The 13,260-nt window shown below is 68.9% G+C and carries 12 protein-coding genes and 4 pseudogenes; 8 read left to right on the forward strand and 8 right to left on the reverse strand.

All coding sequences use genetic code 11. From position 1 onward, the window contains the following. The coding region (locus ACTB72_RS17220) for a UvrD-helicase domain-containing protein (RefSeq protein WP_463038245.1) at positions 1-1,604 on the reverse strand (1,604 nt) is incomplete at its 3' end. Next, a complete protein-coding gene (locus ACTB72_RS17225) occupies positions 1,601-1,828 on the reverse strand; it encodes an HTH-like domain-containing protein (protein WP_463038246.1) in 228 nt (75 codons plus the stop codon). The genes ACTB72_RS17225 and ACTB72_RS17220, both read right to left, overlap by 4 nt. 29 nt (positions 1,829-1,857) lie before the next feature. Between ACTB72_RS17225 and ACTB72_RS17230 the strand changes: the two are divergent. Together ACTB72_RS17230 and ACTB72_RS17235 are read left to right on the forward strand one after the other, a co-directional pair. Then, positions 1,858-2,049, forward strand: a pseudogene (locus ACTB72_RS17230) (integrase core domain-containing protein); the annotation flags it as partial. Between the two features lie 367 nt (positions 2,050-2,416). Next, the gene (locus ACTB72_RS17235; RefSeq protein ID WP_463038247.1) at positions 2,417-2,596 is read left to right on the forward strand and encodes an integrase core domain-containing protein; all 180 of its coding nucleotides are present in this window, start codon (positions 2,417-2,419) and stop codon (positions 2,594-2,596) included. Between the two features lie 143 nt (positions 2,597-2,739). Here the strand turns inward: ACTB72_RS17235 and ACTB72_RS17240 are convergent, their stop codons facing one another. Next, positions 2,740-4,023, reverse strand: coding sequence for a cation:proton antiporter (locus ACTB72_RS17240; protein ID WP_463038248.1), 1,284 nt, complete (start codon positions 4,021-4,023; stop codon positions 2,740-2,742). Between the two features lie 540 nt (positions 4,024-4,563). On the opposite strand from ACTB72_RS17240, the gene ACTB72_RS17245 reads away from it, so the two are divergent. From ACTB72_RS17245 to ACTB72_RS17255, 3 genes are read left to right on the forward strand one after another with little or no spacing between them, the layout of a single operon-like run. Next, the gene (locus ACTB72_RS17245; RefSeq protein WP_463038249.1) at positions 4,564-4,881 is read left to right on the forward strand and encodes an ArsR/SmtB family transcription factor; all 318 of its coding nucleotides are present in this window, start codon (positions 4,564-4,566) and stop codon (positions 4,879-4,881) included. Positions 4,882-4,936: 55 nt separating this feature from the next. Beyond that, positions 4,937-5,989 carry a permease gene (locus tag ACTB72_RS17250; protein WP_463038250.1) on the forward strand — a complete coding sequence of 351 codons (1,053 nt, stop codon included), beginning with the start codon at positions 4,937-4,939 and terminating at the stop codon, positions 5,987-5,989. A gap of 56 nt (positions 5,990-6,045) precedes the next feature. Next, complete coding sequence (locus tag ACTB72_RS17255; protein ID WP_463038251.1) at positions 6,046-7,206, forward strand: MFS transporter; 1,161 nt, start codon at positions 6,046-6,048, stop codon at positions 7,204-7,206. Positions 7,207-7,242: 36 nt separating this feature from the next. Here the strand turns inward: ACTB72_RS17255 and ACTB72_RS17260 are convergent. The 5 genes and pseudogenes from ACTB72_RS17260 to ACTB72_RS17280 form a co-directional block, all read right to left on the reverse strand. Continuing rightward, positions 7,243-7,917, reverse strand: a pseudogene (locus ACTB72_RS17260) (NAD(P)H-dependent oxidoreductase). A 4-nt stretch (positions 7,918-7,921) separates the two neighbouring features. Then, entirely contained in the window at positions 7,922-8,353 is a 432-nt protein-coding gene (locus ACTB72_RS17265; protein ID WP_463038252.1) for an arsenate reductase family protein, read from the reverse strand. Next, positions 8,350-8,493: pseudogene (locus ACTB72_RS17270) on the reverse strand (arsenical-resistance protein); the annotation flags it as partial. The gene ACTB72_RS17265 and the pseudogene ACTB72_RS17270, both read right to left, overlap by 4 nt. 227 nt (positions 8,494-8,720) lie before the next feature. Further along, positions 8,721-9,044: an ArsR/SmtB family transcription factor gene (locus tag ACTB72_RS17275; RefSeq protein ID WP_463038253.1), complete on the reverse strand. Its 324-nt coding sequence runs from the start codon at positions 9,042-9,044 to the stop codon at positions 8,721-8,723. A gap of 639 nt (positions 9,045-9,683) precedes the next feature. After that, positions 9,684-9,902: pseudogene (locus tag ACTB72_RS17280) on the reverse strand (DDE-type integrase/transposase/recombinase); the annotation flags it as partial. A 142-nt stretch (positions 9,903-10,044) separates the two neighbouring features. On the opposite strand from ACTB72_RS17280, the gene ACTB72_RS17285 reads away from it, so the two are divergent. The 3 genes from ACTB72_RS17285 to ytfQ all read left to right on the forward strand — a co-directional run. Beyond that, positions 10,045-10,638 (forward strand): hypothetical protein, encoded by a 594-nt coding sequence (locus ACTB72_RS17285; RefSeq protein ID WP_463038254.1) that lies wholly within the window; start codon positions 10,045-10,047, stop codon positions 10,636-10,638. A gap of 445 nt (positions 10,639-11,083) precedes the next feature. Next, the gene (locus tag ACTB72_RS17290) at positions 11,084-12,019 is read left to right on the forward strand and encodes a Gfo/Idh/MocA family protein (protein ID WP_463038256.1); all 936 of its coding nucleotides are present in this window, start codon (positions 11,084-11,086) and stop codon (positions 12,017-12,019) included. A 307-nt stretch (positions 12,020-12,326) separates the two neighbouring features. Then, the coding region (gene ytfQ / locus ACTB72_RS17295; protein WP_463038255.1) for a galactofuranose ABC transporter, galactofuranose-binding protein YtfQ at positions 12,327-13,260 on the forward strand (934 nt) is incomplete at its 3' end.

Genomic DNA, 13,260 nt, shown 5'->3' on the forward strand with positions numbered 1-13,260 from the left:
GGCTCGGGTCCGCTGAACACCGAGACCACGCCCCGGCGCGACTCCTCGTTTCCGTCAACGTCGGAAAGTTCCGTGGGCAACAGCCGGTCAGCGCGGGCGCGGATCTGGTGCGAGGTGCGGTAGTTGACCTTCAGCACACGAGAGCGACCGCGGATGTCGACGCCCAGCCGCGCCCAGGAGAAGGGCTGACGGAAGATGCGCTGGGCGATGTCGCCCGCGAAGAAAAGCGCATCGGGCGAAGGCGCGGCGGCAGCGAGGAAACGCAGCTCGGCCATGGAAAGGTCCTGCGACTCGTCCACAACCACCGCTGTATAGAGCGGCGATTCGGCGACCAGCGGGCGCAGGCGGTCGAAGGCGGCGCTCCAGGTGGTCGATCCGCGGGTCTCGAGGCGAGCGCGGGCGTTGGCCATGATGGCCCAGAGCAATTCGCGCTGCTTGCCGCCGACGCGGGTTTTGCGGCCCAGACGAGGGACATCGGCATAGGCTTCCGCATCGCGGATGTTCCAGCCGTCGACTACGTGGGTCCACTCATCGAGCAGGAAGGCTTCGGAGAAAGTTGCGCCGGCTTCGACCTTCGCTTTGCTCAGCGCTCGGGCGATTTCTGCGTCGGAGGCTATGTCCAAAGATCCAATCAGGCGCCCATGCAGCTCTTCGGCGAGGCCTTGCAGGCTGCGCACGCCGATCCGGCTGGCGATCTCAGGCTCGGCGCCCAGCAATCGGCACAGCTTGAGGCGCAGCGCGCCGGCGAGCGCATCGGTGAATGTTACGAGCAGCACTTTCGCATCGGTCGCGGCGCGGGCCATGCGCGCCGCGCGATGCAGGGCGACGACCGTCTTGCCGGTGCCGGCCGAGCCGGTGACCCGGGCGGGGCCGTTGAAGTCGCGGTCGACGAAATCGCGCTGGGAAGGATGGAGGAAAACCGTCCACGCCTCCCATGGCGCATCAAGCGCGGTTTCCAGCGCGTCGCGGTCCTCCATGACGCGGAAGCGGCGTAGCGCGTCGGGATGCGCGTAGGGGTCGACAGGCTGAGCGATCGCGGCCTGAGGGGGAGCGGGAAGCACGCCGACCGCGAGACTCAGCAGCGCTTCGGATGCCTCCGCGGGAAGATGGTCCGCCAGCTCGAAGAATCCCGGCTCGTCCACGGCGCGCACGTCGGCGATCCAGTCGAGAGGCACGCCGCAGGCGAGCAGCGTCTCGTCATCGTAGCCTTCGAAAAGAGTGGGCAGGGGCGGCGCAGAGGCCTCGACGACATGCGGCGCTGCGATCTCTTCGACCCGCTCGCGGATTTCGACCAACTGCACGGCGCCGGTGCGCGGATGCACCTCAAGGCGGCGCCGCTCGGCCCAGGCGTAGGCATCGTCATGGTGATCGACATAGGCGAGCAGCAGATCGGCGCCCCGCTTGTGCACCACGATGCGGATGTCGCGGTTGACGCGAACGGTCCAGAAGTCGGGATCGCGGGCGCGGTCGAGCCGGTGGAAGGAGAGGCCGGGGCGCGAGGGGGCGGTCTGCAGGTCGAAGGCGGCGGTCTTCACGGCCTTCTGCTCCCGCCCCGAAAGGCGGGCGAGACTGGCGGTGAAGGTGTCTGGAATGCGGAAGTTCATCCCCGCCTCAGCGTCACGTGCTCTGCCAGTCTCACCTCTTTGCGGATCTCGGTCGCATAGGAGGCTTGAACGCTTGCCGCATCGCAAAGTGCCTTGAGGTTTCGGCCATCAAGCGCTTCAGCGAACTCGATTCCGAACAGGTGGATCGCGACCACCTTCCCCTTGTCGCCCACCCTTTCGCACCGTTCGCGAAGGATCGCCGCAAGATCGCTTTCTTTCGTCATCACATCTCAAACACCTTCATCACCTCGTCCCCCACTGGTTCATGAGCCTTGCCGACGCCCGCGAAAAGCTGGACGATTGGCGAAGAGACTGCAACGAGGTCAGACCCCACAGCGCGATCGGGTACAAGGTCATCCGGGCGGTCCAAGGTTCGGGGTCACTGCACGGGATCGGTGATGGACGTCTCGACGCCGCGATAAAGGCTCGGAAAAAAAGCGTCTGAGGCTTGGTTCGAGGGTGAGGCGGATCAGCGAGCGCTTCCAGCGGAGGATCGCCTGCCGAACGCCGTGAACCGGGCTGTGACAAGGAAAGAGCATCCGCAGCGGCGCCCCGTCGACGGCATTCGCCGACCCTGGTCGGGCTCGTGCCGAAGGCGTTCCGATACGTGTCGAGCAGACCGCACGACGCCGCCGGGTGTCCCTGGCGCTGGTGGTCGACACGTCGATCTCGGACCGCCGCGTGGCCGGGGATCCGGATCGCGAGACCGAGCTTCGGGGACGGCCGAACATGATCGTGAGCGACGATGGGGCGGAGTTCACGTCGAACGCGTTGCTGGCCGGAGCGTCTTCGTCGGGCGTCGATGGCGCCTCATGGCGCCGGACACGCCCATGCGGAATGCCTTCGCCGAAAGCCTCAACGAACAGCTCTTCCGCGGCCTCCCCGACGCGCGGCGGATCATCGAAGCCTTGCGGGTCGCATGCAAGCGCGCCCGCCCCCACGCCAGCCTCGGCGACCTCACGCCGGCGGCGTTCGCAACCCGGTCCGAGTGAGGCCGAACCGAGAACGCCGCCGGCTTGCAGGCGAGGACGTTGCGGGGGCATGGTCACGCCCCTTCGCCGGCCCAGGGCGAGGACACCCGGGCTGCCAGCTTCGAGCGATCCGGCATTCAAGGCTTGCAGCAGCCCCAGGCGCATCAATCCGGAGCGTCACGCGCATCGGCTCCGTCGTCGGGGTCCAGCAAGCGCACCGCCTCACGGGCGGTCAGGCCGTGGATCACCGTGGAGGCGAAAATGGTGAAGGCGACCAGCGCCCAGATCGCGCCCGCGTCTATGAAACTTATATGCGTCGACGCATAGGCCAGATAGTAGATCGAGCCGATCCCTCGAACGCCGTAGAAGGCGAGAACGCTGCGTTCACGCAATGTGCCGGCGGAGCCTGCGAGCCCGGCGAAGCCCGCAAGCGGCCTGATCACCAGCAGCAGACCGAAGCCGACGAGCGAATGGCGCCAGTCGAGATAGGGCCAGAGCGCCGGCATCACGCCGCCCAGCACCACGAGCAGCACCGCTGTCACCGCGCTCTCGACCGCCCCGCAGAAATCGTGCAGCCGCCGGTGCACCAGGTGCCGCATCTCGGCCCGGCGCACCATGACGCCCGCGACGAAGGCGGCGATGAACCCGTAGCCTTCCACAAGCTCGACGAGGCCATAGGTGAGCAGCACGCCGGCGAGCGCCAGGACCCCCGGCCCGGTTTCGGCCAGGGTCTTCGACGGCTGCCCCCGGAAGAGCAGGCGACCCAATATCCAGCCGATCGCCCAACCGCCCGCCGCCCCCACCGAAATCCGGTAGGCCACGTCCCAGACCAGCCATGCGCCGAGCGCATCGGTGTCGAACGGACCCGCCGCGACGTGGATGGCGAGGTAGACGAAGGGAAAGGCCAGTCCGTCGTTGAGCGCCGCCTCGGTGGTCAGGCCGAAGCGGACCGGATGCTCTCGCCCTTGCTGGGGAGGGCCGACCTGCAGGTCGCCGGCAAGCACCGGATCCGTCGGCGCAAGCGCGGCGCCCAGCAGCATGGCGCCGGCCAGCGTCATGCCCGTCAACAGCGATCCCAGCAGCGCGACCGAGGCGATCGTGAGCGGCATGGTCACCGCGAGAAGGCCCACGGTCGGGCGCCAGAGCCGCCAGCCTCCGAACCGGTCGATCTGGATGCCGGCGGCGAAGAGCACCACGATCACCACGAACTCGGACGCGGCCTGCCAGGCGCCGGGGTTCAGGGTCGGGTCCAGCCCCTCGAAGGCCTCGGGAAACGCCAGCGAGGCGAGCATGCCGAAGACGATCAGCAGCGCGGAGGAGGATGGCGGCCGCCTGAACGCCATGCGCGGCAGCCAATATGCAAGCAGCAGGCTCGCCCCGATCCCCGCAAAGAGAACATGGGCGGGGTCCAGATCGAAAATCGCGTACTCGGCAACGTCGGCGGTCATCGGGTCGCTGCTCCTCGATCCGGACCTGTCGCCCGCCTGGACGGGTCCGCCCGAGATATTCGCGACTGGTTATCAGCATGTCCCTTTCCTGTCAGCCTCTCAGAACAGGCGCGTGGCGGCGCCCCGTCGAAAGAGCCTCGCGGCGCAGGAAAACCGCGCCAGAGAAGGTTCGACGTCAGGCCCGTCCCCTCCGCCACATTCAGACACTGAATCCGTCCAAGGGCCCCGATTGGGGCCTTTTTTCCTTTTGTTTCAAAGGGCGTTGGCAGGGGCATCCGCCCTTCGGAGACTGGGCGGTTGACGCAGAACGGGTCTCCGAATGGCCCGTGCCTCTCTTCGAGCGCCCCTCGATGGTCACGGGACGGCGTAAAACATCGTCGCATTTCCAATGGGTTGCCGCGCTCATGGGGTCGCGTCGTTCGCGAAGCAACCCTGCGGGGCAAGCTGTCATCCGACTGGTGCGTGACGCATGACATCCCTTTTTCAACATCCACCCAAATGAACCCTTTACAAAACTAGGATTGTGGTTATTTAGACATCATGACCACGACCAGCCCCACCGCCCGCGCCCTTGCCGCTCTCGGCCACGATGCCCGTCTGTCGATCTTTCGCCTGTTGGTAAAGGCCGGGGACGAGGGGCTGCGGGTCAGCGATATCGGCGAGCATCTCGGGCTCGCGCCGTCGACGCTCGCACATCATCTTTCGACTCTGGTCGATGCGGGTTTGGTGCTGCAGGACAAGCAGGGCCGTGAAGTGTTCAACCGGGTCGATTTTCCCGCCATGCATCGCCTGGTCGGATTCCTGACCTCCGAATGCTGCGCCGGTGTCTCGGTCCGCTCGTCGGAGGATGCGGCATGAGGCGCGCGCATCCTTTTTCTCGTCTTGAAGCAACTGCAATTCCGGAGATTTGGTGATGACTGATGCAACGCTTCCGGCGCCGGGCCTCCGATCCACGCTGCGCCATGTGTGGCAGGACCAGCGGGTCTGGCTCGCCTCGGCGCTGATCCTTGCGGCGCTGGCGATGTTCGATATCCCCCAGGCCGCCGACTCTGCGCTTTTCGCGGGCGATGCGCTGCTGGGCACGGCGCCCTTTCTGATCCTGTCGATCGCGATCGCCGCCTGGGCCAATGCGACCGGCGCCGATAATCTGATCGCAAAGGCCTTCACCGGCGCGCCGGTTCTGATGATCGGGCTGGGCGCCCTGGCAGGCGGCATCTCGCCCTTCTGCTCCTGCGGAGTGATCCCGCTGATCGCGGCGCTGCTGGCCATGGGCGTGCCGCTGTCGGCGGTCATGGCCTTCTGGCTGGCCTCGCCGATCATGGACCCGTCGATGTTCGTGCTGACGGCGGGCGTGCTGGACCTCGAGTTCGCCGTGGCCAAGACGATCGCCGCCATCGGGCTGGGCATCTTCGGCGGCACGGTGGTGCACCTTATGATGAAGCGCGGCGCCTTCGCCGATCCGCTGCGCGAGGGCATCGGCAACGGCGGCTGCGGCGGCGCCAAGATCCGCGCGCCCAAACCCGTGGTGTGGCGATTCTGGGCCGATGCGGACCGCCGGGCGAAATTCGGCAAGACGGCGCTGACCACCACGCTCTTCCTCGCCAAATGGCTGACGCTGGCCTTCATCCTCGAGAGCCTGATGCTTGCGTGGATCCCGGCGGAAACCGTCGCCGCCGCGCTCGGGGGCGAGGGCCTCATGCCCATCGTGACCGCGACGCTGGTGGGCGTGCCGGCCTATCTGAACGGCTACGCTGCCCTGCCGCTCGTCGGCGGGCTGATCGAGCAGGGCATGGCGCCGGGCGCAGGCATGGCCTTTCTCGTGGCGGGCGGCGTCACCTCGATCCCGGCGGCGATGGCGGTCTGGGCGCTGGCGCGGCCACAGGTCTTCGCGCTCTATCTCGGGCTGTCCTTGACCGGCGCCTTTGCCTCGGGGCTGCTGTTCCAGCTCTGGACCTCGATGGCATGAACAAGAGCGGCGAGACAGGTTGTCTTGCCGCTCCCTTCCCTGATCGAAGCCCCATCATGATCCCAAGACTGTCTCCGGCGCGGCGCGGCCTGATCGTCGCCGCCCTCGGATCTTCCCTGACCGTCAGCTGGGCCTCCAGCTACTACATCCCGGCCGTTCTGGCCGTACCCATGGCCGAAGACCTCGGCCTTTCGCCGGTCTGGGTGTTCGGCGCGTTCTCCATGGCAATGGTGGTCTCGGCGCTGATCGGGCCCTGGGCCGGGGCGCGGATCGACGGCTTCGGCGGGCGCGGCGTGCTGATGCTGTCGAACCTCGTCTTCGCGGCGGGCCTCGGGCTGCTCGCCGTGGCGCTCTCGCCGCTGGTCCTGTTCGCGGGCTGGGCGGTCATCGGTCTCGGCATGGGCATCGGGCTTTACGAGGCGGGGTTCGCCATGCTGGCGGGGATCTACGGCAAGGAGGCGCGCGGGCCGATCACCGGCATCACACTCATCGCCGGGTTCGCGAGCACCGTCGGCTGGCCGCTCTCCGGATTGATGTTGGCGACGTGGGGCTGGCGGGAGGCCTGCATCGGCTGGGCGCTGATCCATCTGGCCGTGGCGCTGCCGCTGAACGCCTGGCTGCCGAAAGGCGCCAGGACGGCAGCCGCCCCGGAGACGCCGGTCGAGGACGGTCCGCCGCCATCCCGGCTTGCGCTCGGGCTGCTGGCCTTCGTCTTTGCCGCGACCTGGTTCAACTCGACCGCCATGGCCGCGCACCTGCCCGGCCTGCTGCAAGCCGCAGGGGCCAGCACGGCGGTCGCCATCGCGGCCGGCGCGCTCATCGGCCCGGCGCAGGTCGCGGCACGGGTGCTGGAGTTCGGCCTGCTGCGCCGGTTCCACCCGCTTGTCTCGACCCGCGTGGCTGCGGCGGCCCATCCCGTCGCCGCCGTAGCGTTGGTGAGCTTCGGGGGACCGGCTGCTTATGCCTTCGCCCTTCTTCACGGGGCGGGGAACGGCATCCTGACCATCGCGAAGGGCACGCTGCCCCTCGCGCTCTTCGGACCGGCGGGATACGGGCGGCGGATCGGCTGGCTCAACGCCCCCGCTCGCGTCCTTCAGGCGGCGGCGCCTCTCATCTTCGGCGCTGCGCTGACGGCCTGGGGCGTCTCGGCGATCTGGCTGACAGCGGGGATCGGCGTCGCCTCGTTCATCGCTCTGCTGGCCTTCAGGCGGACATGAGCCAGCGCGCAAGAGCCTCGCGAAATCGCCGCGCGCTCAAGTTGCGGAAGAGAGATTCACCCGCTTCATCAACGCGGCCGCCGTTTCCTTTCGCTCGGAGCAGCGATCCACGAAATACGCCTTCCGGTCGCGCGTGAGCGGCGTGAACTTCAACCATTCCTTCATGACATCCACGATCCGGCCGCAGAGCGGCGACGGGCGCAGCCGTCCCGCCTCGTCGAGCTCCCGGAACGCCTTGCGGATGGAGGACTGGTTGGGAATGGTCACCATCCGCATCCAGCGCCCGAGCAGCCGCATCTGGTTCACGGCGTTGAAGCTCTGCGATCCGCCCGACACCTGCATCACCGCCAGCGTCTTGCCCTGCGTCGGGCGCACGGCGCCATCGGACAGCGGCATCCAGTCGATCTACGTCTTCATCAGCCCGGTCATGGCGCCGTGCCGCTCGGGGCTGGACCGGACCATGCCTTCGCACCGGGCCACCAGCTCTCGCACCTTCGGGTGGCGGGCATCCGCCCGGTCATCGACCAGCGGCAGGCCGGACGGGTGGAAGATCCGGACCTCCGCCCCGAGCGCTGTGAGAATGGCCCGAAGCGAGCCGTACAGGATCAGGATGCGGGACGGATGGGTGCTGATCGCAGATGACAGCAGCCGGTCCTGGTCAATTGCAGCGAAACTCGTCGTGTCGATCTGTGGGGCGTTCAGGTCGGTCAGGGCGTCAGGCAATCCGGTTTCCCTCGGCGTCGATGATCAATTGGCCGTCCTCCTTGGCGAGCGGACCCGGCGGGAGCCTGTCGAGCAGGTCGAGAACCGTTTCGGATGGAGGACAGAGCCTGACGCCCTTCGGCGTGCAGATGATCGGACGGTTCGCGAGGATCGGGTGGCGCGTCATGGCGTCCAGCAATGCGTCGTCGCGGACGTCCGGCGCGGCGAGCCCCATCTCCTCGGCCGGTGAGCGGGCAATACGCAGCGCCTCCCGCGCGGTGATCCCGGCGGCTGCGAACAGCGCCGGAAGCTGCGGGCGCGTCCATCCCTCCTTCGGATAGTCGATGACGGTCGGCTCGCATCCGGCCGCCCGGATGATCCCGAGCACGTTGCGGGAGGTGCCGCAGTCGGGATTGTGGTGGATGACGAACGGGAAGGTGCTCACTCGGGGAACCTCTCGCGGGTCCGGTTCGCGAACGCGACGAGGCTGAGCATCACCGGCACCTCGACCAGCACGCCCACTACGGTGGCCAGAGCCGCGCCGGAGTTCAGGCCGAAAAGCCCGATCGCCACGGCGACCGCGAGGATGACAAGGCCCTTCGGGCGCCGACCCACCGCCTTGAGCGAACCGAGATCCACCGCGATCATCATCGGATAGACCATCGTCCAGATCAGGACGGCGACGACGAGGTTGACCGAGGCGACCTCCAGCGCGGCCAGCGCGCCGAAGAGACCCGGCGCGAGGCTGCCGAGGACGAGCCCGGCCAGGATGCAGAGCGCGACCCAGAGGGTCAGCCAACGTTCGAACAGACTCATGAAAGTTCCTTCTCGTCGGGCTCGCAGCAGGCCGCAGCGGCGGGCGGGGTCAGCGTGCCGATGAATTCGGCCAGCGGCCCGAGGGCAGCCGCGTTCAACGCGTAGCAAGTGCGTGGGCCGGATATCTCGCCGGTGATGACGTCGGCGGCCTTCAGGATGCGAAGGTGCTCGGAGACCGTGGACTGCGCCAAGCCGACGGCGTCCACGATGTCGCCGCCGATGCAGCCGGGCGTGGCGAGCACCCGCCGCAGGATGCTCAGCCGGGCGGGATGCGCGAGCGCCTTGGCCAGCTCGGCAATTTCGATGTCGCTATCCAGCATGCAGCACCCCTAATTCGTCAATCGTCGATTAACCGCAGAGAAACAACGATCTTCCACTCGGAATGAACGGAAGGTTCGAAGCTCTTGTGGTGATGATCGCGGATCGTGGGCCGCGTCAGTCAAGCCTCAGGCCGGCGATGGAACGACAGGCTCCGCGCGGCGGCGCGCCAGCTCGCGACACAGGGCCTCCCGCGTGACGCCCGGCTCGGCGGCCACGTCTTGCCAGCGGCCCTTCTCCGGCAGGGCGTTCCCCTCGCCAAGCCATGCGACGAGACGGTCCGAAACGCGCGGCAGGTTTCGGATCTCGGCCCTGAGCCGGGCCGCCTGGACACGGCGCGCCAGCAGCGCGGACCAACTTGCGGCCAGTGTCGGTTCATCGGCGAGCGCTGACAGCAACCGCTCCTTCGGCAAACCTGCGCCGACGCTCTCTTCGGCGGCGACAGCATCGCAGTGGTGGCAGGTCGAATAGGCTGATGCCTCGGCGATCACCGCGCCTGGCGCCGCGTTCTGCAGGACCATGGCCGCGCTCCCCCACCGCGAGGATGGCGCGCCGCTTCCGGTCGTCGTCCCAGTCCTCGACTTCTCGAAGAAGGCGGCGACGTCGCCCCGATGCAGGCCGAAGGCGCTGGCGAGCGCGGCGTCGAACGCCTCTATGAAGGCGTTGTCGGTCGGCTTCCCCGGCCTCGAGAAGTCCAGGATCGCCCCGTGCCGACAGGCCCGCAGGTCAAGGTCGCGGGAGACGAACTCGCCGCCTTGGTCGACGCGGATCGACTTCGGGAAGCCCAGGTCGGCGCAAACCCTTTCCAGGGTCGCGACCACGACTTCGCTCCGGCAGGAGAACCGGGCGTCGAGCGCAGGCCCCGACCCAGAAGCTCGTCCGGAGCGGGAGCGCCGGCGGCGTCGGGGGCGCGATGGGCAGGGCATATCGGAAGCGGTATGTCCAAGAGCCGAAGACTGATTTGTCCCGCATGTCTGCGCAAGTTTAAGTTGCTATGGCCGGATGCGTCGGGAGACCCGCCGCGGCTCGGCGACAACGAAGGCGCCGGAGCAGGACCAGCTGGGAGGCTTGGGTCCGCCGTCGCCGACAGGGAGGATGCCGATGACGCCGATCACGCGCCTGCGCGCGACGAGAACGCACGCCTGCGCCGCGCTGGCCGCGGCTTCGCCGCGTTCTGCGCAGGGCATGGGCCGTGTCGACGTCGCCCTGCCCGTCAGGCCCTGCGCCCGGCGGGTCACGGGCGGCGACGTCATGGGCATCATGTTCCGGGCGAGCCGCCCCAACGCCGACCCGCGGCGCGCCGGGGACGGCATTCCCGATCGGCTCGTGCAGATCGAGACCCTGATCGCCACGGGCGGGAACGCGCGGGAGATCGCGATCCTCGACGGGAAGACCCGGACCGCCGCGCTCGCCGGACCCGGCCCGTTCGCGCGGTCGCGGATGGGTGATCCGCGGTCGGTCGACGACACCGGGATGACCCTCCACGAGGTTCGGTCGCCCCATGACGGCCGCTCCCGCCGGCGCGAGCCTGTCCCCGGTTTCAGAGTTCGCCCGCTCCGGCACGCCGACCAACGGCGCGCCATCTCCTCCCCCTGATGGAGCGGGTTCCACTGCCTCGCCGGCTCATCAGACCGGCGAGGCCCTTTTCCGGCAAAAAGGACGTCCGGCATGGCCGCGATCCTTGAGAGACAAGAGATCACCAGGCGGGGCCCCGGCGCGAAGGCGCTGTCGGGCGCCCGCCGGCAAGCGTCGCGCAGGGACCGGATACGGTTCGAGGGGCGGGACAAGCGGTTCCATCCCGCCGACAGGCAGCCGGACGTCATCGCCAGCGAGGGCGCCGAGGCGCCGAACCCTCGCCGCGATCCAGGTGGAGGAGGCGCGCCACAAACAAGAGGCCTCCGGCTCCAAGGGATATCCCGGCATGGCCGAGAGCGGCTGCGCCCGTCGCATTCGCATCCTGCGGAGGGCGCCGGGGCGGTTTTCGACCTTCTCGAGGGCACGCCCGGAAAGGCGTTTCCCCGTGACTGTCGCTGAAGCGCCCATGGCCGGAACCGGCCCGATCGACCTCGCCGTCGTGGGCGTGGGCAAGATCGCCCGCGACCAGCACCTGCCTTCCATCGAAGCCGACCCGCGCTTCCGGCTTGCGGCCACCGCCAGCCGCTCCGGCGGGGTGGCGGGGACGGAGAACCACCCGGATCTCGGCGCCCTGCTGCGCGCGCGGCCGGACATCTGCGCCGTGTCCCTCTGCCAGCCTCCGCAGGCGCGGTTCGAGGCGGCCCGCGCCGCGATCCTCGCCGGGCGCCATGTGATGCTCGAAAAACCGCCCGGACAGACGGTGGCCGAGGTGCAGGCGCTGGCGGATCTCGCGACGGCGCAGGGCGTGACCCTCTTCGCCACCTGGCATTCCCGCCACGCCGCCGGCGTCGCCCCCGCCCGCGCCTGGCTCGCGTCGCGGCCCCCGCGCCGGGTGCGGATCATCTGGCAGGAAGACGTGCGCGAATGGCATCCGGGCCAGACCTGGATCTGGCGGGCCGGGGGCTTGGGCGTGTTCGATCCGGGCATCAACGCGCTCTCGATCCTCACCGCCATCCTGCCCGCGCCGGTGCGCCTGACCGCTGCCGACCTGCACATCCCCGACAACTGCGAAACGCCCATCGCCTGCGATCTGGTCTTCGCCGGGCCCGAGGGGTTGCAGGTGGACGCCCGCTTCGACTTCCGCTGGGAGGGCCCGCCCGCCTGGGACATCGAGATCGAGACGGATGACGGCGGCCTTCGCCTGTCGCAGGGCGGCGCCCTCCTGACGCTGGACGGCGAGGTGCAGCCGCTGGAGAGCCCCGGCGAATACCCCGCCCTCTACCGCCGCTTCGCGGAGCTGATCGCCGCGCGCGCCTCGGACGTGGACCTGACCCCGCTGGTCCACGTCGCCGACGCCTTCCTGCTGGGCCGCCGCATCCCCGCCGCGCCTTTCCACGAATGACCGGCGGAGCCCGAGATGTCCGACGCCCTCGTCCACCCGATGCCCGCGCGCAGGGCCGGCGGCCGCCGCGCGGCGAGGATCGATGGCGCGTCCTCTCCCGCGTCCACGACATGCCGGCGCAGCGCCAGGGCCAGGCCGGCGACCCGTCGCCGCCCGCGCCGGGCGCGCCAGAACATCCCCGCGGCGCGGTTGCCGGGGGATCTGCGCGGCTGACCGGCCGCGCATCGACCGAGGGGCGCGGAACAGGAGCCGCGTCCGATCCTCTTCGGGACGCAAGAACGCCCGGAGACCTGACAGGGAGACTGAAATGCTCAAGACCTTGCTGGCCACCGCGGCCATCCTCGCGGCGCCCGCCTTCGCCTCGGCGCAGACCGTGGGCTTCGCCCAGATCGGATCGGAGTCCGGCTGGCGCGCCGCCGAAACCACCCTGACCAAGATGCAGGCCAAGGAACGCGGGCTCGACCTGCGCTTCTCCGACGCCCAGCAGCGGCAGGAGAACCAGATCGCCGCCATCCGCAGCTTCATCGCCCAGGGGGTCGACGCGATCCTGCTCGCCCCCGTCGTCGCCACCGGCTGGGATTCGGTGCTGGAGGAGGCGAAGGAGGCCGAGATCCCCGTGGTTCTGCTCGACCGCCGCGTCGACAGCGCCGACGACCTCTACCTCACCGCCGTCGGCTCCGACCTCGAACATGAGGGCGAAGTCGCCGGCCAGTGGCTGGTGGATGAGGTGGCGGGCGCCGACTGCCGCGTGGTGGAGCTTCAGGGCACCACCGGCTCCAGCCCCGCGATCCTGCGCAAGACCGGGTTCGAGAAGGCCATCGCCGGCCACGACAACATCGAGATCGTGCGCTCCCAGACCGGCGACTTCACCCGCTCGCGCGGCAAGCAGGTGATGGAGAGCTTCCTGCAGGCCGAGAACGGCGGCGCCGACATCTGCGCGCTCTACGCCCACAACGACGACATGGCCGTGGGCGCGATCCAGGCGATCAAGGAGGCTGGGCTGAACCCGGGCGAGGACATTCTCGTCCTGTCCATCGACGCGGTGCCCGACATCTTCAAGGCGATGGCCGAAGGCGACGCCAACGCGACGGTGGAGCTGACGCCGAACATGGCCGGCCCCGCCTTCGACGCGCTGAAGGCCTACTGGGCCGACGGGACCGCGCCGCCGAAGTTCATCCAGACCGACTCCCGCCTCTACACCGCCAAGGACGACCCGATGGCGGAATACGAGGCGCGCAAGG

The sequence above is a fragment of the Albimonas sp. genome (assembly GCF_055129145.1).

Excerpts from the sequence above, each read along its gene's own strand:
- ACTB72_RS17225 (WP_463038246.1), bottom strand. The coding sequence starts at position 1,828 with ATGACGAAAGAAAGCGATCTTGCGGCGATCCTTCGCGAACGGTGCGAA.
- ACTB72_RS17235 (WP_463038247.1), top strand. The coding sequence starts at position 2,417 with ATGGCGCCGGACACGCCCATGCGGAATGCCTTCGCCGAAAGCCTCAAC.
- ACTB72_RS17240 (WP_463038248.1), bottom strand. The coding sequence starts at position 4,023 with ATGACCGCCGACGTTGCCGAGTACGCGATTTTCGATCTGGACCCCGCC.
- ACTB72_RS17245 (WP_463038249.1), top strand. The coding sequence starts at position 4,564 with ATGACCACGACCAGCCCCACCGCCCGCGCCCTTGCCGCTCTCGGCCAC.
- ACTB72_RS17250 (WP_463038250.1), top strand. The coding sequence starts at position 4,937 with ATGACTGATGCAACGCTTCCGGCGCCGGGCCTCCGATCCACGCTGCGC.
- ACTB72_RS17255 (WP_463038251.1), top strand. The coding sequence starts at position 6,046 with ATGATCCCAAGACTGTCTCCGGCGCGGCGCGGCCTGATCGTCGCCGCC.
- ACTB72_RS17275 (WP_463038253.1), bottom strand. The coding sequence starts at position 9,044 with ATGCTGGATAGCGACATCGAAATTGCCGAGCTGGCCAAGGCGCTCGCG.
- ACTB72_RS17285 (WP_463038254.1), top strand. The coding sequence starts at position 10,045 with ATGCGTCGGGAGACCCGCCGCGGCTCGGCGACAACGAAGGCGCCGGAG.
- ACTB72_RS17290 (WP_463038256.1), top strand. The coding sequence starts at position 11,084 with ATGGCCGGAACCGGCCCGATCGACCTCGCCGTCGTGGGCGTGGGCAAG.